The sequence below is a fragment of the Methylobacterium segetis genome, from assembly GCF_004348265.1.
GTDB lineage: Bacteria > Pseudomonadota > Alphaproteobacteria > Rhizobiales > Beijerinckiaceae > Methylobacterium > Methylobacterium segetis.
The window spans coordinates 1-23,094 of sequence record NZ_SMNT01000095.1 but is presented as its reverse complement, the minus strand read 5'-3'; the positions used below and the strand labels follow the sequence as shown (position 1 = coordinate 23,094).

Annotated in this window: 19 protein-coding genes; 4 read left to right on the top strand and 15 right to left on the bottom strand. The window is 68.0% G+C overall.

Going from position 1 to position 23,094, the window contains the following annotated elements:
* Together E1J50_RS20675 and E1J50_RS20670 are read right to left on the bottom strand one after the other, a co-directional pair.
* A partial coding sequence (locus E1J50_RS20675) for a TadE/TadG family type IV pilus assembly protein (RefSeq protein ID WP_207919259.1) occupies positions 1-840 on the bottom strand: 840 nt, incomplete at its 3' end.
* A gap of 108 nt (positions 841-948) precedes the next feature.
* Positions 949-1,992, bottom strand: a complete 1,044-nt coding sequence (locus E1J50_RS20670; RefSeq protein WP_132255686.1) for an HD-GYP domain-containing protein — start codon at positions 1,990-1,992, stop codon at positions 949-951.
* 683 nt (positions 1,993-2,675) lie between these two features.
* Here E1J50_RS20670 and E1J50_RS20665 point away from each other — a divergent pair.
* Positions 2,676-3,215, top strand: a complete 540-nt coding sequence (locus tag E1J50_RS20665; RefSeq protein WP_132255684.1) for a TadE/TadG family type IV pilus assembly protein — start codon at positions 2,676-2,678, stop codon at positions 3,213-3,215.
* A 41-nt stretch (positions 3,216-3,256) separates the two neighbouring features.
* On the opposite strand, the gene E1J50_RS20660 is transcribed toward E1J50_RS20665, so the two are convergent.
* The 4 genes from E1J50_RS20660 to E1J50_RS20645 all read right to left on the bottom strand — a co-directional run bounded on the left by E1J50_RS20660 (position 3,257) and on the right by E1J50_RS20645 (position 8,675).
* Complete coding sequence (locus E1J50_RS20660) at positions 3,257-5,950, bottom strand: hybrid sensor histidine kinase/response regulator (RefSeq protein ID WP_132255683.1); 2,694 nt, start codon at positions 5,948-5,950, stop codon at positions 3,257-3,259.
* Between the two features lie 628 nt (positions 5,951-6,578).
* A complete protein-coding gene (locus E1J50_RS20655) occupies positions 6,579-6,794 on the bottom strand; it encodes a hypothetical protein (protein ID WP_132255682.1) in 216 nt (71 codons plus the stop codon).
* A 191-nt stretch (positions 6,795-6,985) separates the two neighbouring features.
* Positions 6,986-7,378 (bottom strand): hypothetical protein, encoded by a 393-nt coding sequence (locus E1J50_RS20650; RefSeq protein WP_132255681.1) that lies wholly within the window; start codon positions 7,376-7,378, stop codon positions 6,986-6,988.
* A 172-nt stretch (positions 7,379-7,550) separates the two neighbouring features.
* Positions 7,551-8,675, bottom strand: coding sequence for a carboxylate-amine ligase (locus E1J50_RS20645; RefSeq protein ID WP_132255680.1), 1,125 nt, complete (start codon positions 8,673-8,675; stop codon positions 7,551-7,553).
* A gap of 1,078 nt (positions 8,676-9,753) precedes the next feature.
* Between E1J50_RS20645 and E1J50_RS28370 the strand changes: the two genes are divergently transcribed.
* Positions 9,754-9,888, top strand: a complete 135-nt coding sequence (locus E1J50_RS28370; protein ID WP_281024583.1) for a hypothetical protein — start codon at positions 9,754-9,756, stop codon at positions 9,886-9,888.
* A gap of 9 nt (positions 9,889-9,897) precedes the next feature.
* On the opposite strand, the gene E1J50_RS20640 is transcribed toward E1J50_RS28370, so the two are convergent.
* The gene (locus tag E1J50_RS20640; protein WP_132255679.1) at positions 9,898-10,305 is read right to left on the bottom strand and encodes a hypothetical protein; all 408 of its coding nucleotides are present in this window, start codon (positions 10,303-10,305) and stop codon (positions 9,898-9,900) included.
* Positions 10,306-10,557: 252 nt separating this feature from the next.
* Here E1J50_RS20640 and E1J50_RS27505 point away from each other — a divergent pair, with 252 nt between their 5' ends.
* The gene (locus E1J50_RS27505) at positions 10,558-10,710 is read left to right on the top strand and encodes a hypothetical protein (protein ID WP_165937933.1); all 153 of its coding nucleotides are present in this window, start codon (positions 10,558-10,560) and stop codon (positions 10,708-10,710) included.
* Positions 10,711-11,181: 471 nt separating this feature from the next.
* Positions 11,182-12,639, top strand: coding sequence for a helix-turn-helix transcriptional regulator (locus tag E1J50_RS20635; protein ID WP_132255678.1), 1,458 nt, complete (start codon positions 11,182-11,184; stop codon positions 12,637-12,639).
* A 59-nt stretch (positions 12,640-12,698) separates the two neighbouring features.
* Here E1J50_RS20635 and E1J50_RS20630 read toward each other — a convergent pair whose 3' ends face one another.
* From E1J50_RS20630 to E1J50_RS20595, 8 genes are all read right to left on the bottom strand, one after another.
* Positions 12,699-13,301, bottom strand: a complete 603-nt coding sequence (locus E1J50_RS20630) for a PRC-barrel domain-containing protein (RefSeq protein ID WP_132255677.1) — start codon at positions 13,299-13,301, stop codon at positions 12,699-12,701.
* 91 nt (positions 13,302-13,392) lie between these two features.
* Positions 13,393-15,555: a methylmalonyl-CoA mutase gene (scpA, locus tag E1J50_RS20625; RefSeq protein WP_132255676.1), complete on the bottom strand. Its 2,163-nt coding sequence runs from the start codon at positions 15,553-15,555 to the stop codon at positions 13,393-13,395.
* Positions 15,556-15,671: 116 nt separating this feature from the next.
* The gene (locus E1J50_RS20620; RefSeq protein ID WP_132255675.1) at positions 15,672-16,712 is read right to left on the bottom strand and encodes a hypothetical protein; all 1,041 of its coding nucleotides are present in this window, start codon (positions 16,710-16,712) and stop codon (positions 15,672-15,674) included.
* A 349-nt stretch (positions 16,713-17,061) separates the two neighbouring features.
* Positions 17,062-17,973, bottom strand: coding sequence for a radical SAM protein (locus tag E1J50_RS20615; RefSeq protein WP_132255674.1), 912 nt, complete (start codon positions 17,971-17,973; stop codon positions 17,062-17,064).
* A 13-nt stretch (positions 17,974-17,986) separates the two neighbouring features.
* Positions 17,987-18,859, bottom strand: a complete 873-nt coding sequence (locus tag E1J50_RS20610; protein WP_132255673.1) for a hypothetical protein — start codon at positions 18,857-18,859, stop codon at positions 17,987-17,989.
* Positions 18,856-21,264: a tryptophan 7-halogenase gene (locus E1J50_RS20605; protein ID WP_132255672.1), complete on the bottom strand. Its 2,409-nt coding sequence runs from the start codon at positions 21,262-21,264 to the stop codon at positions 18,856-18,858. The genes E1J50_RS20610 and E1J50_RS20605 overlap by 4 nt, the downstream gene beginning before the upstream one ends.
* Positions 21,261-21,923, bottom strand: coding sequence for an AAA family ATPase (locus tag E1J50_RS20600; protein WP_245516672.1), 663 nt, complete (start codon positions 21,921-21,923; stop codon positions 21,261-21,263). The genes E1J50_RS20605 and E1J50_RS20600 overlap by 4 nt, the downstream gene beginning before the upstream one ends.
* Positions 21,920-22,969, bottom strand: coding sequence for a methyltransferase (locus tag E1J50_RS20595; protein ID WP_132255671.1), 1,050 nt, complete (start codon positions 22,967-22,969; stop codon positions 21,920-21,922). The genes E1J50_RS20600 and E1J50_RS20595 overlap by 4 nt, the downstream gene beginning before the upstream one ends.
* Positions 22,970-23,094 lie beyond the last annotated feature (125 nt).

The window sequence follows — 23,094 nt, the reverse complement described above, 5'->3', positions numbered from 1 at the left end:
GCCGCAATAGGTTCCGGGCTCAAGGGTGACGGTGGTGTCGATCTTGTTCTCGGTGAGCTTGAGGAGATTTAGCGGGAACGGCAGCTCCCGGCACGCCTCGATCGTCGGGGCCGGCCGGTCCTTCAGCGGATCCTCGATCGCCGGGCAATCCGTCTGGGGGTTCGGTGAGAAGTTGGCCCTCGGGCCGAGATAGCCGCCCGAGGAGCAGATCGTCTGGGCCTTGGCGAGCGCGTTGTCGCCGCCCACCATCCCCATCGGGTTGCGGGAATTCGAGTACAGCGAACAATTGTTGGCCGTGACCTGGGCATTCTTCTGCAGGTTGAACGCGCCCGCCGCACCGGGATCGAGGGCGAGCATGCACAGCCGCATCCGGCCGACGATATTCGCCCGGGCTTTTGCGGCGACAATCGTGCTTCCGTAGCCGACGAATGCCCCGAAGGTGAGGCGAATGCTTTCCTCCGCCCGCGCGAAGACGCCCGTACGGTCCTCGGAGACGGTGACGTTGACGGTGATGGGTCGATCGGGGGCGGCCTTCGCGGCGTCGCGGATGGTCTGCTCGGTGAGGCCGACGATGCTGGCCGGGGTCGAGGCGGCGAGTTTCAGGGCATTGCCGCCGGCCAGAGTCCCGGCATCGACCGCCGCCTGCAATTGGCTGCGCCGGTGGATCAGGCGCGCATAGTCGCTCGCTCCACCCGCGAGGCCGATCAGCACCGTCGCCCCGAGGCCGAAGAGCACGGCGACCGAGCCGCGCCGGTCGGTGCGCAGCGCCGCAAGACTCGCGCGACGCCGCCACGCGCTGCCCGGCCAGGAACCGCTCCGGCCCGTCTCACCACCCCGCATGCTGTCCCATGCCCGTCTAAAGCGTGTCGCCGCAGCCCCAAGGCGCCCCGCGGACATCCGGTCTTTGGTCGTCTCGTGCATGTCAGATCGTCCGGCAGCTCGCCGCGTTCATGCCGCCTCGCTCACCGAATTCAGCTGGGCCGCGATGTCGGCCCAACGGCTGAGGAAGGCCGCGACGACGCCCGGGTCGAAATGAGACCCGCTCTTGTCGAGGAGATAGGCGCGCGCCTCCTGCGGCGACCAAGCCTGCTTGTAGGGACGCGCCGTGGTGAGCGCATCGAACACGTCGGCGACCGCGACGATGCGGCCCGACAGGGGGATTGTCTCTCCGCCGATGCCGTTCGGGTACCCGCTGCCGTCCCAGCGCTCGTGATGCGTGCCGGCGATCTCGGCTGCGAGCCGGACGATCGGTGAGGACGACGTCTCCAGGATGCGCTGCCCGCGCTCGGCGTGCCGCTCCATCTCGTCCCGCTCCGCCCCCGTCAGCGGGCCGGGCTTCAGCAGGATCGAGTCCGGCACGGCGATCTTGCCCACGTCATGCATCGTCGAGGCGAGGCTGATCTGCCGGCATTCCTCCACCGAGAAGCCGAGCGCCGCCGCGGTCAGCGCGACATAGTTCGCCACCCGGGCGATGTGGTTGCCCGTATCGGTGTCGCGATGCTCGGCGGCCCGCATGAGAAGCGTGATGATCTCCCGCTCGCGAGCTTCCACCGTGGCGACCGCCGCGGCGACCTCCCGCTCGAGGATCTCCGCGTGCGCGCGCTCCTGCCGCAGGGCGCGGCTGAGCGCGAGCAGGTTCGCCACCCGGGCGCGAATCTCGATCGGATCGAAGGGCTTGTTGAGGAAATCGGTGGCGCCCGCCTCGAGCGCTTCGCGGCGCAGCCGACGCTCCTCGATGCTCGTCACCATCACGATCGGCACGTGAAGGAGGGCCGGCATTGCCCGGATCGCCCGGATGAAGGCGACCCCGTTCATGCCAGGCATGTCGTAGTCGGTCAGGATCGCGCCGAGATCCTGCGCATGCGCCTCGGCGAAACCGAGCGCGTCCGCGGGCCGGGTGAAATCGTGCGACCGGCAATCCGCGATAGGGCGCAGAGCCTCCACCATCAGGAGGTTGTTCATCTCCGCATCGTCGAGGACGAGTACCCTCATCATCTCCACCCGTGCCGAAGCCGCCCTCCCCTTGGAAACCGATTGTTATGCCGAGAATCTTGCCAAACCGTTCGACCTTTCGGGCAAGTGTTTGAGCAACCCCTGAGTGTGTTAGCGAGAGCTTTGTTTCTGCGGTTGCGCTTCTGCGCCCCGCGCCCCAGTGGCCACGATCCGCCGCCGCACGCCAATGCAGCGCGGTATCGCGAGGGCCGCGGGAATTGCTCCTGATGAGAAAGCGTTAACGACGCGAATTCATCTCTTGAACGTTGGCCATCTGTTTCACCTTGTCTTGTGCTTTGCCTGCGCAGACTGTCCCGGAAAGAGCGGGAGGACGTTTCGGAAGATGGTCGGCGGCGGTTCTCTCTCGTCTGTTGCAGACCGTATCGGCCCCACACTGACCGGGGGCGCGCATCTGCACGGGCGCTCCTGCCGGATGCTGTCTCCGAAACGGTCCGCGCGGCGGGGCGGTCCATGCTGAGACCGTGGAGCGCTCCGATCCGCCCGCGTTCACGCCGCAAGGGATCCACCCGCGGCGGCAGCCTTGCGCCGTCGCGTTCCCGCAATTCCGACGGATGGGCGGCGTGAGCACGGTGCGACGCCATCTGCGTCGGTTCGCGGCGGCACGCGGCGGCGTGAGCACGGTGCGACGCCATCTGCGGCGGTTCGCAGCGGCACGCGGCGGCGTGAGCGCCGTCGAATTCGCGCTGATCGCGCCCGCGCTGATCCTCCTCTTCACCGCCACGATCGACGTGCCGCGCGCCTTCTCGACCGGCCGGCGTCTCTCCTACGGCGCCAGCACGATGGCCGATCTCATCTCGCGCAACGACTTCCAGAATCTCGACGCGGTCTTCGCCGCGGTGCAGGCTGTCGCGACACCCTACGATGTCGGAACGGCGCGGATCGTGCTGACCGCGGGCGGCATCTACAAGACCCTGGACGGGTACGTGGCGAAGGTCTGCTCCAGCACCGCGCAGCGCGATACGGCCCGCGCCGCGGGCTCCACGATCGGGCCGGCACCGCTCGGAATGCGAACGGAGGGAGCGCGGTTCGTGATGGCGGAGGTGAAGATGCGCTACCGCGCGGTCTTCAAGCTGGTCCCGGTGCTCAACGGCTGGGATTTCTCCTACACCACGCTCTGGCCGGTGCGCGAAGGCAAGGCCGTCAACGGTCGAGACGAGGTCATCCTCCCGGGTGGACAGGCCTGCCCGCTGATCGCGACCTGAGCCGCGGCGCTTCGTTGCTCCTCGCGAGCGGAAGAAACCCCTCAGGCCGCGATCTTCTGCGCGAAGACGCCCTCAAGTTCCGTGCTGGTCCGTTCGAACAGCGTGCGCAGGATGGGCAGGATCGTGGCCTCTGGGCACACCGCCTCGATCCGCGCTCCGCGCTCGATCTGCGCAAGTTCGTGGCCGAGTGCCGCCGCGCCGATATTCGCGCTCATCGACTTGAGGCTGTGGGCGGCGCTCGCCACCGCGGCGGCGTCCGCGGAGTCGATGGCCACCTGCAGCGCCTCGAGCGCCGTCGGCCCATGTTCGCGAAATAGCCGCAACAGGCGATCGATGAAGTCGGTCCCGCTCTGCTCGGCGATCTCGAACAGGCTCGCCAGGGTGTCGAGGTTCAGGAGCGGCGTCTCCGTTTCGGCAACGGGCTGCATATCGGCTCCCGCCGCCGCAGGCTCGAAGACCCTCGGTGCGGGATCGGCGATCGACGCAAGGAGCTGGGCGAGGTCGGCCAGGGTGAAGGGCTTCACGAGGACACCGTCCATGCCCGCGTCCCGCCAGGCATCGGCCGCCGTGCCGATGACATGGGCCGTGAGGGCGAAGATCGGCACGCGATCCGCATTGCCCGCCGCCTCTGCGGCGCGGATCTCGCGCGATGCATCGAACCCGTCGAGCACCGGCATGCTCCCGTCCATGAGGATGAGGTCGATGCTGCCCTGCAGAGCGAGATCGACCGCCTCGCGGCCGTTCTCCGCCATGCGGATGTCGGTCACGCCGCAGCGGTGCAGAGCCTCCGACGCGACCTCTCGGTTGACCGCATTGTCGTCGGCCACGAGCACCCGGAGCCCCGCGAACCGAGGAGGCTCGTCTGACGCGGTCGCGGACGCCTCGCCGCTCGCGAAGGGGTGCCCCCCGGCGAGCGCGGCGAGCGCCGCCTGCCACTCGGCCTGCACCAGGGGCCAGCGGAGCACCTCGTCGGCGAGGCCGCGTCTCTGCACCTGTGGTCCGCTCGCATCCCCCATCGGCGCGACGGCAAGAACCCGGCCGCCCTCGGACGGCCGCCGACCCTGCCGCAGCAGCGCGTCCGCGGCGACGACCCAGTGGACGGCTCCATTCTCGCTAGACGCGGCCGCAGTGAAGCCCGCGGCGTCGAGCCCGGCTCGCAACGCAGCCTCTGTCGCGGAGCCGAGACCCGCGATGCCGACGAGCGGCAGGACGGAGGGCGCCCGCTCTGTCGGGTTTGCGGGAGACAGAGCCTCGACCGGCAGTCGGATCCAGAAGGTCGAGCCGACACCCACCTCGCTCGAGACGCCGATCTCGCCGCCCATCGCGGCGACGAGCGACTGCGCGATCGAGAGGCCGAGACCGGTGCCGCCGAAGCGGCGCGTCGTGGATTGGTCGGCCTGGGAGAAGGCCGAGAAGATCGTCGGGAGCTTGTCGGCCGGGATGCCGATGCCGGTGTCGCTCACGCGGATCTCGATGCCGCCTGCCCCGAGCGCGGCGATGCGGATCAGCACATGGCCGGTCTCGGTGAACTTCAGCGCGTTGTTGACGAAATTGCCGAGCACCTGCCCGAGCCGGACGGGATCGCCGACGAAGCTCGCGGGCACGTCGGCGGCCACCTCGGCCGCGATGTCGAGGCCCTTCGCGCGGGCCCGCTCGCCGAACAGGGTGACGACCGTGTCGACGAGATCGGAGGTCGAGACGGGGATGCGCTCCAGTTCGAGCTTGCCCGACTCGACTTTCGCGAAATCGAGGATGTCGTTGATGATGGCCAGCAGGCTCTGACCGGAGCGCGCGATGACCTCGGCGTAGCGCCGCTGGCGGGCGGGAAGATCGGCGCCGGCGAGAAGCTCTGCCATCACGAGCATGCCGTTCATCGGCGTGCGGATCTCGTGGCTCATCGTGGCCAGGAAGGTCGATTTGGCCGCATTCGCGGCCTCCGCCATGTCCTTGGCCTCGCGCAGGTCGACGGTGCGGTCGAGGACTTCCTGCTCCAGGCTCGCGCGGTGCTCGGCAAGGGCTTGGTCGCGTTCGCGCACGGCGCCGAGAAGGCCATTGAAGGTCGTGGCGAGGACGCCGACCTCGTCGTTGGTGGTGACGGCCGCAGCGCGCGCGTAATCGTGGTTCTCGCGCACCGCGTTCATGGTCTCGGCGAGCGCGCGCAGAGGGGTCGTCAGTGCCTTCTGCAGCCGCCAGGCGACGAGGAGACCGATCGCGACGGCCGCCACCGCGGCGAGAGCCGCATTCTGCAGAACGGCCAGCAGGCGCTCGGCGAGGTCGGCGGTCTCGGCCACGACGGTGACGGACCCGATCTCCCGTCCGCCATCGATGTCGGGCACGCTGAGACGGACGGAGCGGGTCAGGGCGAGATCGACGGCGGAGACGCCCTCCTTCCGGTCGAGATCGAGATCGTCGGCGAGGCGCAGGCCGAGGCCCTGCTCCGCGACGAGCGAGCCGTCCGCGCGCACGACGGCGGCGTAGGTGACGTTGCGCTGCTCGGCAATGCCTCGAAGAGCGGCAGCGGCCGCGACCTCATCACCTGCCGCGACGGCCTTCGCGGTCGCGCTGGCGAAGATCGTCGCGACCGCGCGCAGGGCATCGCGCTTGTCGGCGGCATAGCGGCCGGCCTCGCTCAGAACGGTCAGACCCGAGCCGACGACGAGGGCGATGAGGACGGCGCTGACCACGGCGCGGCCGAGTCGGCGCGCCAGGGAGCGGTACGTGTTCGAAGATGTCATCGGCAACTCGGCCCGCGGGTCTCGCTGCCAGGATGCCTCGCGACATCTTTGTATCGTCTTACGAGGGCCGCCGATCACGGCGGCGTCAGGCCGGTGGGGAGTGCGCGCCGGCTTCGTGAGGGCCGGCTCAGGTGACGATCCAGGTCCCGAGAAGCACGGCAGCCAGAAACAGGCTGGAGCTTAGGGCGACGGCGACGACTTCACGATGCGTGAACAGGAGATTGTCGAGGGCGGTGGACATGATCGGATGGCGACTGCGGACCGAGGGTGGATGGCCCAGCGAATAACACCCCAAATCTGACCACCGTGTGAGGATAAGTGCTGACCATGCGCTTAAAGAGCGAGCGTCACACGCCTGCAACAAACGAGCGGGCCGCAGCGATGCGCCCGATCTTGTCGCGGCTTGCCCGCATCCGGGAGTGAGAGACGTATGTCAACCAGCGGTGGGGCGAGGTCCGCTCCCGCGCCCGGAAGGGCCGACGATGCGCGTTGCACGATCGGTTCATCCCGCGCGGCGAACGACAGGATTGGATGACGGCGCCGCGGCCCGAGCGGATGGCGGATGCGATGCTATCGCGCAGGCCCGTCGAGCGCCGAATTTGCGAGAAGGCGGGTTCCGATGGCCTGATCAGATCCGCGCACCATCGTCCCTTGGCGGCTTGCCGCAGCGGTACTTCTCCACGCGCCAGCGCTCGTGCATCCGCTGCCACTGCGCCATCTGCGGCTGCGCCACGGTGAGGCACTGCTGCGGAGTGGTCACCTCCTCGCTGAAATAATGCACGCGGGTCACGCAATGGGTCGGGTTCGCGGACAGGCAGGTCAGGAAGTAGAGGCCGTAGAGCATGCGCCGTGATCCTCTGGCGTTCCGGGCGCTACCTCCGAACTGCTCTCTCTTCTTGAAATGGGAACGAGCAAACCGCATGCCGGTTGCTGTTGCACTGCGGTGTCGGAGGGCCGGGAACGGCGCGTCACGGCCCTGCCATGCGACGGCCACATGGGTTCCGCCCGCGGCCCCGGCTCGCCTGCCTGAACATGTCAGCCCTGCGAACGCTTGCGCTCGGCGCGGCTTGTTTTGGCAGGCGACCGGCCGACGGACCGGCGCCTTCGATGGGCCTCCTGACTTCGGGCCGCCGCGGGAGCGGGCTCTCGGTGCGTCGATCCGTGCGGCGCGCGCAGATCTCGCCGCGGCTGGTCGGCGACCGCTTCGATCGCGTCCGACAGCCGGGCGGCGAGATCGTCGGCCCGCCTCAAGTCGCTCCAAGAGATACTCACCATGCGTCCGCACAGGAAGTCGTTCGAGACGACGGTGAGGCCAAGGGTGGTGAACCGAAGTTCGATGACGATCCCACTCCGCTCACGAACGGCCTGTGTCTGCGCCCAGGCATTCTCCAGAATGGTGGCGAGGGTTTCCTGACTCCGGTCGCCCATACCGCTCTCCTACGCTACGCACACACCAACACCCACCCCAAGCCTAGGACTTGGTGCGTGGCGAGAAAGTGGCGCGTTCAGAATGAGTTAGATATCGTACTGGAGCTCGGGCGTGGCGTCTTGCGCCTCACCCGCCGGCATCGAGCCTCGCGGCCTGCGGGCCAGGCGGCCTTCAGCTGTCGGCCGCCGTCGTGTCTGCCAGCCAGTCGATCACGGCCGCCAGCGCGTCCCGCTCGGGCCGGCCCTCGCTCAGAGCCGCCTCGTAGATCGACACCTGCCGGTCCGCGCTCGACCCCTCGCGGGCGATCCGCCGCGCATGCTCGCACTCGGCGCGGCAACCGAGGATCGCGGCATCCTCCGCGGTCAGATCAAGGATCTCGTCGAGCGCCTGGGATAGCGGGATCGCGCGGAGGCTCCTCTCGTCGATGAGGGTCGCCGCGACACCGTCGCGTTCGACCCGCCAGAGGTTTTCCATCACGAAGCCGCGGGAGGAGCCGGTCATCCCGGCATGCAGGTCGGGCCGCCGGTCGACGAGGCGGACGAGACACCGATACAGCGCCGCGATCGTGATCGTGTCGGCAATGCGCGTGCAGCTATCGGCAACGCGCAGTTCGAGGGTCGGGTAGCGCACCGATGGGCGGATCTGCCACCAGAAATAGGTCGGGTCCTTCACAGCGCCCGCCTGCGTCATGCCCTTGACGTAGCGATCGAAATCCGCCGCGTCGTGGAAGAGTTCCGGCAGTCCGGTCCGGGGCAGCTCGGCATAGGCCCGCAGCCGGTAGCCGGCGAGTCCGGTGCGGCGCTTCTCGAAGAACGGCGAGGAGGTCGAGAGCGCAAGAAGCACGGGGAGGAAGGGCATCAGGCGCTGCATCGTGTCGACGCGCCGCTCGGGGCGCGGGACCTCGACATGGACGTGGAGGCCGCACACGATGGAACGGCGCCCGACGATCTGCAGATCGTGCATCATCGCCTCGTAGCGCGCCTTCTCGGTCTGCTGCTGGTGGGGCCAGAGAGCGGTCGGGTGGGTGCCGGCGGCGAAGACGAGAAGCCCGTGCCGGCGTCCGACCCCGGCAAGGCCGGAGCGAAGCCGCACGAGCGCGGCCCGTGTCTCCGGAAAGCTCGACGAGGGAGCGCTGCAGATCTCGACCTGGTTCTTCAGCAGTTCCCGCTCGACCGAATCGAATTGCTGCTCCGCCTCCGCGTGGAAGGCCGAGACCGACCGACGCGGTGCCGAGCGTGAGCGCGCGCTCGCCAGGAAGAGCTCTTCCTCGATTCCGAACTGGTATCCGTCCGCCATACCCATACCCCGCCACCGCAACGCTCGCCGATCGTAACGGACGGATCCTGTCGGCGGTTCGCCCGCGCAGGAGAAGGAGCGGCGCCCTGCGGATGCGGAGCGTCAAATTCGCTTGAGCAAGGTTCGGACCGCGAATGCCGCTCGTCAGGAGCGCCATCCCATCCTCCACGCCAGAGCACGAGAAGGCCTTCCGAGCGGCGCGCTGCGGATCGGGATTCACTGCGGCCCCAGCGACTTGATCGCCGGCTGCCGGGTTCGAGAGGCTCACCGCGACGGTGCGGATGCGCCGGGGCGATGGCGACGCACCCTCTGGCCGGAATCGCGCGGGCGCCCCCATCTCTGCGGCATGCCCAGCCGCGCGCGAGACGCAGCCCACTTGCTCCGCCGGTTGGGCGTCAGTGCCCGGCGGAGCCGGTTGAGGCTTGGTCTGACATGCGAGGATCTCGCCTACCTGTCCGATCTGGACGAAGACCTTCTGCGTGCCGTCGAGGCCGGCGACGGGGGCGGCCTCGATCTTGCTGGACTGCTCCGTCTCGCCTGGGCGCTCGGCGTCGATGGTGCGGATCTCCTCGGCCGACCCGTGTCGGATTTGCAACCTCGACGGGACGGCAGCGTTGAGGACGGCGACGGAGGCGCCTGATGACCCTTCGATCCTACCTCGTTCCCGGACTCGCCCTGGCCTGCCTGACGACGACCGCGCCTGCGGCGGAGCGCCCTGGCTTCGTCCCGGCGGGCGGGATGGCTTTGACCACCCCCTGGCAGGGTATGGCGCTGGTTGCAAAGCCCGGAATGCCCGAAGTGACGGGCTTCCGGAGGGCGGTAATTGTGCGACCCGCCGATCCGGCTCCGTTTCCGGGCCGCCTACCCAATCAGCACACCGGCCCCAAACGCGATCGAGCCGTCCACGACATCTGCATCGGATGCTGAGAGGCATGGTCTAGCGCCCACTTCAGCACAGTAACGCTTGGCCCTGTACGGGTCCGTACGCGGTGCGATCGTCCATATTCTGTGCGGATGGCGAGCGTTCATTTGTTCAGGCAAGATCTGCCGCCTTCACGGATGATCCGTCGTCGGGTACATGGTCGGCGGTCGCATGGGCAACGATCCGAACCCTTCCGATGACCGAGAGACCGGAGGCCGCTTCATCCTCCTCATCGCGTTCGTGATGGTGGTGATCCTCGCCTACGGGGCTGCGCTGATGATGCTCGAATGAATGCTGGTCTCACAGCGGCTTGCAGGACCCATAGCTGAACTTGATCTCGGTCTGGTCCTCGGGGTTGAGCTGCGACTTGGCGAACTTCAGGCGCACGAGGTCGAGCGTGAAGAAGTTGGTGGCGTTCTGGCATTTGATCGTGTTCGTTCGCCGGCGTCCCTCACCGCGGTAGTAGACCTCCTGGCATTCGAAGAACTCCGTCCGGCCGGCGAAGATCAGATTCAGCATATCGCGGTTGAGGATCAGCGAGAAGGTACGGGGCGCCAACGGCTCGGGCTTCGGCACGGCCGGGGTTTCCGCGGGCGAGAGGCCGACAGACACTTCCTCCACGCAGATCAGGGCGCGGCGCGACTGCGACAGGGATGGTATCGTGCCGAGCAGTGCGAGCACGATCGCGATGCCGATCAGCGATCTCATCGAGTCCCCTCACGCGGCTTTCGCCGTCTGTGTCCCCGATCGTCTTAGCTTATAGTAGGGCGGCTTGTCTTGATGATCGAAAGTATTAGTCGCAGCCTAGATTTCCTAACTTAGATCATCCCTCGGAGGTTTGGTCGTCACGAAACGGGGCGCCGGGCGCGGCCGTGTGCGCTGAAGCACGGCCTTTCCGGCCCGGTTGCGCCAGGAATGATCCGGGGCCTACCAGCCGGCCCCCTTGTCGAGGAGGCTCGCATGCTCGCTGCCCGTCCTTTCCGCTGGCTCCTCACCCTCACCGCTCTCGTCATGCCCGCCTTCGCGGCGACCTGCCGTGAGGGCGGCCTTCGCCAAGCCAGCCCTGTCAAACCCGAGGCCACGTCGAGCGTCGTCTTCCGGCATTACATCTGAGCCTCTGCGGCTCTGACGTGGCGCAGATCGACCTTGGTGGGATCGCGGCTGCCGCAAATCCGCGCTCGCCTCTTGAGGCGGTCTGCGCGGGGTAGGAAGGATCGGACGCTATCGAGGATCGTGGTCCGGGTGCCCGGTTCCGCCCTGTCCGAGAAATCAGACGTCTGGCCGGGCGACGATTGCTTGAGATTGCGCTTCGACGGGGTGGCGTCGTGATCGTTTCGAGTGAGACTCACCCAGCCTCGTCGCGGATACACAACTCAGAATTGTTCTCGCATAACGCGCTCGATGACGAAGTCGCGTGGAGAACAGGCGGTCGGAGGGGATTTCGCGTAATTCGCCGCATCATTCCGGCGAGGCCGAATGGTCTCCCCTCAACGAGGCCTCACTCTGACAAATGGGAACTTGTCTGTTTTGGCCCTGTTGTAGCTGGGTTTTCGGATCCGTTCTGGCAGGGTCAAGGCACCAAAGGTGACAGAAGGCGTCGATCGATCGGAACTTCGGCAGATCGTCGCCGGCCTCTCCGAGGGCATCATCCTGCTCGAGAGCGATGGGCGCATCACGTGGGCGAACGACGCTGCCCTCGCCATGCACGGCGTCTCCAGCCTTCCGGCTCTCGGCGCCACGATCGCGAACTACGAGGCGCAGTTTCGGTCAGGCTATCGAGAGGACGGGGCGATCTCATCCCCGCCCATGCGGCGCGCCGCAGCGGGTGAGCATTTCCAGGACGTGATCGTCGATGTCGTGTCCCGAACGGAGCCCGGGATCGCCTTCGTCCACTCCCTGCGCAGCCTGATCGTGCGCGACGCGGCAGGCGAGCCCACCTGCCTCGCCCTGATCCTGCAGAACGTCACGCCGCAATTCGAGGCGGAGGAGCGGTTCGAGCGGACGTTCAACGCCAATCCGGCGCCTGCCGTCATCTGCCGATTGTCCGACCTGCGCCATGTCAAGGTGAACAGCGGCTTCCTGGAGATGACCGGTTACCGCCGGAGCGACGTGATCGGGCGCAGTGTCTATGAACTCGACGTATTGGGTGGCGCCCTCAACCGGGAATTGGCGATCGAGCGCCTCAACGCGGGCCGGACCATACCGCAGATGGAGGCATGCCTGCGCTTGCCGGAGGGCGGCACGCGCTTCGTGATCGTTGCAGGGCAGCCGATCGAGATGGCCGAGGAGCCCTGCATGCTCTTCACCTTCGCCGATCTCGAACTGCGCAAGAAGGCCGAGACGGCGTTGCGCCAGAGCGAAGAGCGGTTCGAGAAGGCATTCCGCCTCACACCCGCGCCGACCGTGCTGCTGCGGGCCTCGGACTTCGTGATCAGCGGCGTCAACACAGCCTTCACCCGTGTCTTCGGCTACGGGGAGGAGGCTGTCATCGGGCGTTCACCCCAGATGGTCGGGCTGTGGATCCGGGAGACGGCTCGGCAGCAATTCGAGGCGCAGGTGGCCACCACCGGTATCGTTGCCGGATTCGAGACCTGCCTCCGTCATCAGGACGGTGGCGAACTCGACAGTCTCATCGCGGCCGAGCGCGTCGCGATTGGAGATGAGGACTTTCTGCTCTGCGTCCTGCAGGACATCACGAATCGCAAGCGGAGCGAGCGCGAACTCTTCGCGTCGATCGAGGCCGTGATGGCGGACACGTCGTGGTTCAGTCGCGGACTGATCGAGAAGCTCGCCAGTCTGCGCCACCCTGGCCGGAGTGGCGAGGATGCCACCCTGAACCTCACGGTTCGCGAGCGTCAGATGCTCGAATTGATCTGCTCAGGCTTCGGTGACGATGCGATCAGCCAACGCCTCGGCTTATCGCGGAACACGGTCCGGAACCACACGGCGGCCCTCTACCGCAAGCTCGGCCTGCACAAGCGGTCGGAAGTGATCGTCTGGGGACGCAACCACGGCTTTCCTTCGGCCCCGACTGGAGCATGACACGGCCCGAGGATGCGTGTCGGCCGGCAAAACCGCTCGAAGAACAGAGCGCCTGAAGTTCAGCGGCGCTTGCCGTCGAAGGTCGGGGCAGCCTCGAGTTGTGCCTTGGTCAGTCGGATCTCGGCCTCCGTCGGCTCCCCGATCGGCACCGTGGCCCGCCCGCGGGAGGTGTCCGTTCGGCTCGTCGATCCCGTCGTGCCGTCGACCGTCCCGCTCCGTCGCTCCTCGACGGCGGCCAGGGCCTGATCACTGGTTCCAGCACCCGGCATCGTCTCGGGTCCGGCCGATCGCGTCGCCTCGGCGGAGGGTGCATTGGCGGGCGTCGCGACCGAGGTCGCGCGCGTCGTCTCGCCGCCGCCCGCGTTCCAGGCCAGAAGGTCGAAGGGGACCGCCACCTGCTTCTCGCCGATGCCGAGGAAGCCGCCGACGTCGATCACGACCGCGCGGACTTTGCCCTCCTCGTCCACCAGCACGTCGTCGATCGACCCGACCCGGACATGGTCCTGCCCGATGACGCGAAGCCCCTTCAGCTTCGTTGCACTGAAGAGACCCGGCGGACGGGCACCGAGAAACGGTGTGCCGGGCGCCTCCTCCGCTGCGGCGGACGCGCCGTGAGCGAATGCCGCGGCCATGATCACGGCCGCGCAGGCAAATCGAACCATCTCGTACTCCAACCGAATCTCCGTTCGCCGGGAGCAACGGCTGGAGGGCGGGAGGGTTCATCGACGGGCGGGGTGCCTCCGTTGCCGCCGATTACTCGGCGGCCTGCCGCTCGACGTAGCCGAGGCGCTCATTCAACTCGCCGATGAGCTTGACGGCCGCCTCCGCAATCACCGTTCCGGGTGGGAAGATCGCCGACGCACCGGCCTCGTAAAGCGCGGCATAATCTGCGGGCGGGATGACGCCTCCGATGACGATCATCACGTCGTCGCGCCCGGCCTCTGCGAGAGCGGACCGCAATTCCGGCACCAGCGTCAGGTGGCCCGCCGCCAGCGAGGAGACACCGACGATGTGGACGTCGTTCTCCACCGCCTGCCGCGCCGCCTCGGCGGGGGTCGCGAAGAGCGGGCCGATATCGACGTCGAAGCCGAGATCGGCGAACGCCGACGCGATCACCTTCTGCCCGCGGTCGTGCCCATCCTGGCCCATCTTCGCGACGAGGATTCGCGGCCGCCGTCCGTCGTTCTCCTCGAAAGCCTCGACGAGCTTGCGGACCTGCTCCACCACCGGCGACATGCCACCCACCTCACGCTTGTAGACACCCGAGATCGAGCGGATCTCCGCCCGATGCCGGCCCCAGGCCTTCTCGAGCGCCTCGGAGATCTCGCCGACCGTGGCCTTGGCGCGCGCGGCGTCGACGGCGAGCGCGAGAAGGTTCTCCGTTCCCTCGGCCGCCTTCGTGAGAGCCGCGAGGCGGGCCTGCACGTCGGCCTCGTCGCGCTCGGAGCGCAGACGCTTGAGCTTGTCGATCTGGAGGGTCCGCACGTTGCCATTGTCGACGCGCAGCAACTCGATCGCGCGCTCGTCGTCCGGCTTGTACTTGTTGACGCCCACGATGGTCTGCCGACCTGAATCGATGCGCGCCTGTGCACGGGCCGCTGCCTCCTCGATCCGAAGCTTGGGGATGCCGGCCTCGATGGCCTTCGCCATGCCGCCGAGTTCGTCCACCTCGCGGATGTGCTCCCAGGCGCGGGCCACGATATCGGCGGTGAGCCGCTCGACGTAGTAGGAGCCGCCCCAGGGATCGACGATGCGGCAGGTGCCGCTCTCCTGCTGGAGGAAGAGCTGCGTGTTGCGGGCGATGCGGGCCGAGAAGTCGGTCGGAAGAGCCAGCGCCTCGTCGAGGGCATTGGTGTGCAGGGATTGCGTCCCCCCCTGCGTGGCCGCCATCGCCTCGATGCAGGTGCGGGTGACGTTGTTGAACACGTCCTGCGCGGTCAGTGACCAGCCCGACGTCTGCGAATGGGTGCGGAGGGGCAGGGACTTGTCCGATTTCGGCTCGAACTCCTTCACGAGCTTCGCCCAGATGAGGCGCGCAGCCCGCATCTTCGCGACTTCCATGAAGAAGTTCGTCGAGATCGCCCAGAAGAAGGACAGGCGCGGCGCGAACTGATCGATCGTGAGCCCCGCCGCGAGGCCGGCCTTGATGTACTCGACGCCGTCGGCGAGCGTGTAGGCGAGTTCGAGATCGTTCGTCGCCCCGGCCTCCTGCATGTGGTAGCCGGAGATCGAGATCGAATTGAACTTCGGCATGTTCGCCGAGGTGTAGGCGAAGATGTCCGAGATGATCCGCATCGATCCTTTGGGGGGATAGATGTACGTGTTGCGGACCATGAACTCCTTCAGGATGTCGTTCTGGATCGTTCCGGCGAGCTTCTGCGGCGGCACGCCCTGTTCTTCCGCGGCAACGATGTAGAGCGCGAGGATCGGCAGCACCGCACCGTTCATCGTCATCGACACGGTCATCTCGTCCAGCGGAATGCCGGAGAAGAGGGTGCGCATGTCGTAGATCGAGTCGATCGCGACGCCCGCCATGCCGACATCGCCCGAGACCCGCGGATGGTCCGAATCGTAACCGCGATGGGTGGCGAGATCGAAGGCCACCGAGAGTCCCTTCTGCCCGGCTGCGAGATTGCGCCGGTAGAAGGCGTTCGAATCCTCGGCCGTGGAGAAGCCGGCATATTGCCGGATCGTCCAAGGCTGGGTGACGTACATCGTCGGATAGGGGCCCCGCAGATAGGGTGCGACGCCCGGATAGGTGTTCAAGAACTCGATGCCGGCGCGATCCTCGGGCCCGTAACGGCCCTTCACCGGAATCCCTTCGGGCGTCATCCACGGCTCGCTCGCCGTAGGCAGCGGAGCCGCAAAGCTCGCTTTGAAGGGAATCGTCGTGAAGTCGGGAATGCGGGACGTCATGCGCTCGCTCGTGCGGGGCTCGAATTGCGGCGCATTATAGGCAAGGCGGGAGGCAGGGCTACTCCTACTCTGGTCGACCTGAGATCCCCTCCCGCCTCCCGATCAGCATCGGCGGTTCAAGGGTTTGCGCCAGCCGCCGCCTCCTTCGGCGCGGCAGCAGCTTCGGTCTCCATCTGCGCTGCGAAAGCCTCGGGAGACTTGTCGATGAAGTTCTGAAGCGTGCGCTCGACCTTCGCGAGGTCCGCACCGCCCGGGCACGGCTTCGCGGCGAGGGCCTCTTTCACGCTCTGCCGGATTTCAGCTTCGACCGGGGCCATTTCGGCCTTCATCGAAGCAAGCTTGGCGTCAAGGTCCATGCGCTGCTTGCCGGTCGAGCGAATGTCGCAGGTCTTCAGCGCCTCCTGCACCATGCTCCCGAAGAAATAGACCGCGATGCGCTCCTTGTTCGGCAGCGCCGGCGAGACCGGGGCCGCGGACGGAGCAGGCTGGGCGGCCGGAACCGCGGCTGCACTCGGCGTTGCGGGCGCGACCGGGAGCGGTACCGCGGCTTGCGTCGTGGCGGCCGGAGGCACGGCTGCCACCTGCGGAGCGGGAGCGGCGGCCGGGGGCGCAGCCGCGATTTGCGGAGCGGGCGCAGGCGCCGGAGCGACTGCGCGCCCGAGATCCGCGGCGACGGACGCTGCCGCATCGCAGCGCTTCAAGGCATCGTAGGCATCCGGCAAGCCGGCCAAATCGAAATCCGCGTCTCCGTCGCTGAAACGCAGGACGATTTTCTTGGCACCGACAAGGTCGGGCAGAATCTTGTCGGGAAAGCTCGTCACCAGGATCGTATCGTCACCCGTCCATTTCGAATCTTTGAGAACCATGCGCTTGTCGAGGAGGAAGGCGACTTCGACCTCCTCCTTCTTGTCCCAGCCCCAGTTCTCGTAGCCGAGGGAGATGACGATCGCCCCTTCCTCGCGCTTCAGCACGATCGCGTTCTCCGCGTCCTCGTCGCTCTTGTCCTTGTAGAGCTTGGCTGCGAGGCAGGCATGGGGGCCTTCGACCGCGAAATCGCGCTCGACCTCCCATTTGCCGATCTTCTCGAAGAGTTTCCGGTTGGCGGCCTCGCCGGGCGCGGCCGCGAGGAACAGGAGCGCCGCGCCGGTGAGGCGCAACGAGAGCGGTCCAAACTTCATGCCATGCCCCCAGAAAGATCGGTCGTTCCCGGCTGTTCCGCCGGCGAATCTGATTTTCAGCCCACGAAACTTCGCACGTCGAGCCGTATCGAAAGATTAAACCCAAGCTGCGCCGTACGGAAAGGGAAAACGAATTGCTCCGCGCGACGCGCGAGGCGTCGCACAGGTTCAGGATCGGCCGGCGGGAGTAACGCGAGCCTCAGTTCGCTGCCCCGCTCGTCTCCGGCGAATCGCCGGAGAACACCGGTGATCGCCGGCGTGAGAGTGAAAGCGGTCGGCGCGAACAGGCAGGGAAGGTGCCGCGGTAGCGGCGCGCAGCGCGCAGAAGTCAGACGCGGCGCCCACGCAACGGCCGCAGCAGGTCGGCCTCGGTGCCGAACTTGGCGATGTAGGCGCTGTTCAACCCGAGGCATTCCCGCGACGCGCAGCTCTCGCGATGAATACACTGGTAGAAGCCGTTGCGCTCGAATTCGCGCCAGAAATCCGGATCGATGTGGAGTTCGGGCTGCCCGTTGGCGAGCGCGTCTCCCAGATCCCCGAGCAGGCACTCGGGAAAGTTCTTCACCTCGACCGCACGGCCGAGCGCTCGTGCCTCTGCTACGGCCTCCCGCAAGTAGGGCAGGACGACGGCGTGCGAGGCGACGAGGTCCTTCTCGTCCCGCTCCGCCATCGGGAAATAGACCCAGAATTCCATCTGCGTCAGGCGCTTCAGGTGCGCGAGCCGCTGCACGATGCCGGGCAGGAGATGGTAGCTGCGCGCCGTGACGACGGTGTTCGTCAGGGTCTCGACCCCGTGCATCGCGTCGAGCGTCTCCAGACCGCGCATCGCCTTCTCGAAGGAGCCGGGCACGAGCGTCAGGGCATCGTGGGTCGCGGCATCGGAGCCAGCGATCGACACGAAGAACTCGTCGACGCCGGCCTCGACGAGCCGTCGGCAGAAGCTCGGCTGGCCGAGATGCATGCCGTGGGTCTGGATGCGCACGTGCTCGAACCCGCTGGCGCGCGCCCGCCGGGCGAGTTCGGGCAGATCCTTGCGTAGGGTGATCTCCGACCCGGTCAGGATCAGGCCGGTCCAGCGCCGCGTCCGCAGATTCTCGGAGAGCACGGCCTCGAAATGGGCGTCGGATTCCGGTGCCAACCAGTCCATCGTGCCCTCGATCATGCAGTGCACGCACTTGAGATTGCAGCGGAACTCCATCGTCAGGGAGACGTAGGCGGCGTGATCGTAGCGTCCCGTCATCGGCCCCCGTGCCTCACAGCAATCCGTAATAGGCGCTCTTGGTCACCCTCGGCGCTCCGTTCACCACGGCGTAGTCGATACCGACGTCGAAGAGCAGATGCGCGAGCCGCCGCCGCTCCTCCCGCAGGAACGCAACCTCCTCCTCCGGATAGTGGAGTCGCTCAAGGGCGACGATCAGGAGGTCGATGTCGACCCGCGAGAAATAGATGCCGTCGCAGAGGCGCTTGTTGGCCACGACCAAGGTGCGGCACGTCATCAGCTCGGGCCAGAGGATCGCGTCGAGATCGAGGCCGGGCTGGTCGAGATGGGCGGAGCAGGCGACCTTGTCACGGATCGCGTCTCGCTCGGTGCGTGCATCGAAGAAGCAGTAGAGGTTGTCGAAGCGCAGATCCGTTTCCGTGACCGCGTAGGACAGGCCCGATGAGACGGTGCTTCCGGGATTGCCGACATAGATGTTGATCTGATCGATCTCGCGCTCGCCCCGCGCCAGCGCTTCGTCGAGATCGAGGGAGAACATGAAGTAGGGCCGGCGGCCGGAATACCGGAGCCGAGAAGGAGCGAGCGGGGCAAGGATCTCGAGGACGCGCTCCACCGAGACGGTGCGCTCCAGCCGCTCATAATCGTAGAAGTAGAATTCCCAGGTCGTGACGTCACCGCGTCGCTTGGCGCCCCAGACGCTGCGCCCCGGCCCCAGACCGGCGCGCAAGGCCTCGCAGATCGCGTAGAGGCGCGGATGCGCACGCGCACAGGCCAATGAATGCCACAGGACGGTCGCCTGCCTCAGCCGCCCGCGGGTCGGCCCGAGCGGTTCGTAATCCCACAGGCAGTAATCGGCGTAGCGGTCGCCCGGCTCGGCGAGCTCGATACGGGCCGGGTCGAGCCTCATCCTGTCCTGTCCCTGGATGTGCGGGAATAGACGGTGAGGAAGGGCCTTCCGTCCCGACCGACTCCGCCCGCGACATGGCCGAGAACGTCCTCGCGGCGTTCAGCGAGCACCGAGGCCGCTTCGGCGCGCGGCACATCGAGATCGACGAAGGCCGTGGCGAGCAGCGACTCGGCCTGTCCGACCGTCAGGTGGCAATCGTACAGGTTCAGGTCGTAGGAGAGCCGCGGCCCCTGTGCCTCGCGGGCCTCCAGGTAGTGCGGCGTGCCGCGCCCGTGCGTTTCGGCCAGACGCAGCAATGCCTGCGCAATACCGACGACACGGGGGCCAGCCTCGCCCCAGCCGGCCTGTCCCGAGCCGATCCGCGACAATCGGCCGGCGATCTCGTCGGCGCTTCGCACCCAGGGCCAGTGATAGAGGGTGACGACAGCCGGACCAGGCCGCTGCAAGTTCCACTTGTAGGCACGGTGGACGAGGATCGGGTCCGCCGCCCCGTTCTCGGCGCTCGCCCAGGCGGCATCGGTGCGCGCGGACCACTCGACGTAGAGTTTGTAGAGGGCGCCCGAGGGGCCGTCCTCGTAGCCGAGATGGACGATGTCGGCATCCGCGACGAGGGCCGCGGCCTCGTCGCGCTCTGCCTCGCCCAAGCCGAGCTTGGCGGCGAGGACGGAGAGCGCAGGGCCCGGCTCGGGCCCGAGTCCGACCTTGTGGACGCTGATCAGGAAACGATCCGTCTGCAGTACGCCGTCGGATGCCTTGACCGACCGCTCGTAGCCGAAGGGCTGGCCCAACGCGGCGACGAGGTCCGCGAGCCGTGCGCCCTCAGGCGTGCGGCGCAGGCTCGCCGGACCGGTGGCGGGGCGCGTGGCCGGCGCGAGCCGGGCGGGGGGGCGAGCTATCTCGGTGGGGCCGTGCAGGCGCTCCATCAGGACGGCGTGTGGCGTCATCGCGCCCGCGATCTGATCCGCCTGCGCGCGGATGCCGGCGAGGAAGTTGCCGAGCCCGCGCGGGCCGGCGAGATCGACCGGTGCGAAGGGGCGTCGCGGCAGCAGATCGGCGCCGGCGAGGAGATGGTAATGGTCCGTCTCGTCGAAGAGCTGTGCCTCCGGCAGGGCGATCCGGCCGCCGATCTCGTAGAGATCAAGGCGGTCGGCCAGGGCGTCAGGCAGGAAACCGGCGCGCAGGGCCGCCCAGACCGGCTCCGGACGGCGGCCGAGCGCACAGTGCAGGGCGAGTGCGCCCTCCGTCTCGTCGGCGAGCGCCGCCATCCGCGCGCCGTAGGCCCGTCTCAGCACCGGCGTTCCCTCCCCACGTGGCAGGTGCTCCACGAACGCCTCGAGCGCGGAGACGATGAGGTCGGTTTCGAGACCGGCAAGCGGCCCTATCTCGCGTGCCGCGGCGCCGATCGCGACGACGTTGGCGAGCCATGGCGTCCGGCGGCGACCGATGCGTAGGGGGCGATGACCGATGGCGGTGGCAGGATCCGCGCCGGTCCACCCGCGCAGGGCCGCCTCGGCGGCCTCCGGCGTGCTCAGGGTGGCACTGTAGGCGAGCGACGCCTCGGTGCGACCCGCGACGGGCACTCGCGCCATCCAGCCCTCGGCCGATCCGGCATAGGTCGTGAAGGGCGGCCGTTCGGGATCGGGCGGCAGCGCGAGGCTCGCGACCCGATCACAGGCTCCCGCGAGGCCATCGATCCAGGGCTCTCCGAGGGTCTCGCCGATCAGGAAGGCCGCGGCGCCGGTGGCGTCGATGAAGAGGTCGCCGGAGACCGTGCCTCCACCGTCGATCGAGAGGCTCGCGACATCCCCGAGGAGGCCGAGCTCGGCCGACTGGACGCGTCCCGTCACCACCCGTACGCCCTCGGAGAGAGCGACCTCCCGGAAGAAGCGGACGAGACCCGCGCGATCGAGGTGGTAGCCGTAGCTTCCGGCCTCCATCGCCGTCGAGCTGCCGGCCTCGCTCATCGGCCCGCGCCCGGCAGCCGCCATTCGGGCCTGCGGCGCGTAGTCCGCGTAGGCGCCCGCGTCTCCGGCCTCCAAGCCCTGTTTCAGCCAGAAATGGAACAGGTCGAGCCCATCCACCCGTGGTCCGCACTCGCCGAAGGGGTGCCAATGCCCGCGGCCCACCTCGAACCAGTCCTCGAACCGGCTCGCAAGGCGAAACGTCGCTCCGCAGCGACGCATGAACACGGTCTCGTCGATGGAGAAGCCGCGCAGGAAACGGGTGAGGCCGGGCCGGGTGGCGAGGACGCCCGTGGCCGACACGCTAGAGGGAGCCACAAGCGTCACCGGCCCGCCGAGCCGGCGCAGGACGCGGCGGAGATAGGCCGCGGCGATCCAGCCCGCGAGGCCACCCCCCACCACGACGACGCGGGGCGCTGGGGTCTCGGGCTGCGGTCGCATCATTCCGAAGTCTCGCTCGTTGCATCGGGCACGGCGCGCATCAGGGCGGAGAGCGCCTCATCGCGGAGGGCGGCGAGAGGCGCTGCCGGCAGGACGAGGTCGGCACCCGGGCGCACGCGCTGCCGCTGGATCGCGTAGGTCGGGCGCAAGAGGTCCTCGTAATGGCCGAGATAGGTGTCGATGTGGGAGAGGAGGGACGCACCTGCGCGCAGGTCGCCCCGTGCCTCCGCGGTGAAGCTGCGCACCTTGCGCGCCAGGGCCACGTCGAGGGGCACGTCGAGCCAGATCAGATAGTCGATCAGGAGGCCGCTATCCTGATGCGCACGACCGAGCAGAGTGTCGAACACGATGGCACGGGGACCCGCGCGGGAGACGCGCATCGTCCCGCCGCGTGCACGGTCGGCCACGGCCCGGCCCTGCTTGAGCGCTGCCAGGTCGGCTGCGAGCCCCGGCAGCGGCACCTCCGCGATGGGCGCGCCGCGCCCCAGCCAGACCGCCACCCGCTCCGGTGGCCAGATCGTGATCTGCTCGTAGGAATCGTAATCGAGGATCGGCGCGCCGCCGAGATCGCGTGCAAGCGCTTTGGCGAGCGTGGTCTTGCCGCTGCCGGGCGCCCCGGAAATGGCGATGACGAATGCCGGCCCGTTTGCAGTCAAGGTCAAGGCTTGGTCGCCTCGATGAGGTGGAAGGCCGTCTCGAGTTCGACGCTGGCGACGGCGATGCGCCCGAAGCCGACGCCCCGCAGGGCCGATCGATAGAAGTCGGCCGGACGGAAGAACGGCTCAAAGACGAGGTTGGCCGAGGCCGCGAAATCGGACTCTGTGCTCCGGAGAGACATCGGCGCGCGCTCGAAGATGACGAGGCGGCCTCCCGGTACGAGGGCCGCGTGAGCGCGAGCGAGCAACGCGCGCGCTTCGGTCTCGGGCCAGTCATGCAGCACCGACTTGAACGTCACGAGATCCTGCCCCTCCGGCAGCGGGTCGCGGCGCATGTCACAGGGATGGAAGGCGACGCGCTCCCCCTCGGGTCGGCCCGCGAGGTTCTCCCGGCCGAGCACGCAGACTACGGGCAGATCGGCCACGGTCGCGCGGAGGTCTGGGGCGCGGGCGCAGGCTTGGGCGGCAAATTCGCCGCTGTTGCCGCCGAGATCGAGCATGCGACGGTGCCGCGCCAGATCGAGGCGATCCAGGCAGGGCCCGGCCTCGTAACGGGTCAGGCAGGTCGTGTAGGAAACCCAGCGCCGGGTTGCGACGAGATTGTCCTCCGTCACCTCGAAGCAGCGGTCGTACCGGAACAGCTCGAAGGTCCGCGAGCGCTCCATGAAGGCCGGCAGGTCGGCGATGAATTCCGGGAAGAGGGTGTTCAGATCGTCCGCGGCCGCCGTCGCGAAGGCGAGCTTTGCCTCGATCAGGTCGCGGGCCGGCAGAACGGCTCGGAACGCCGGCGAGAGATTGATCGAACCCGCGGAACCGTCGGAGAGGACGCCGCTCGCGACGAGAAGACCAACGAGGACGTCGAGCCTCTCCGGCGGCAGGCGCAGCGCCGCAGCGAGCTCGCCAGCCGGCATCGGGCGCGTGGCGAGCCGATCGACGAGACCGCGCTCCAGAGCAAAGGCCAGGGCTCGGGCGGCGATGTGGTGTTTGAGGAAGGTGTCGATGCGGGGGAAGGCGGGGCTCGGGCCCGGCGCGGGCCGGCTCAGCGCGGGCATCGGCCGGGATCTCGGCTGCTGGCCGGGCCGGGACCCGGGCGAGAGCCGGGGCCGGCAGGGGCGGGCGTGAGACGCTTGATCAACACCAAATCCCCCCGCCGCCCGACCGCGCCACATTCCAATCC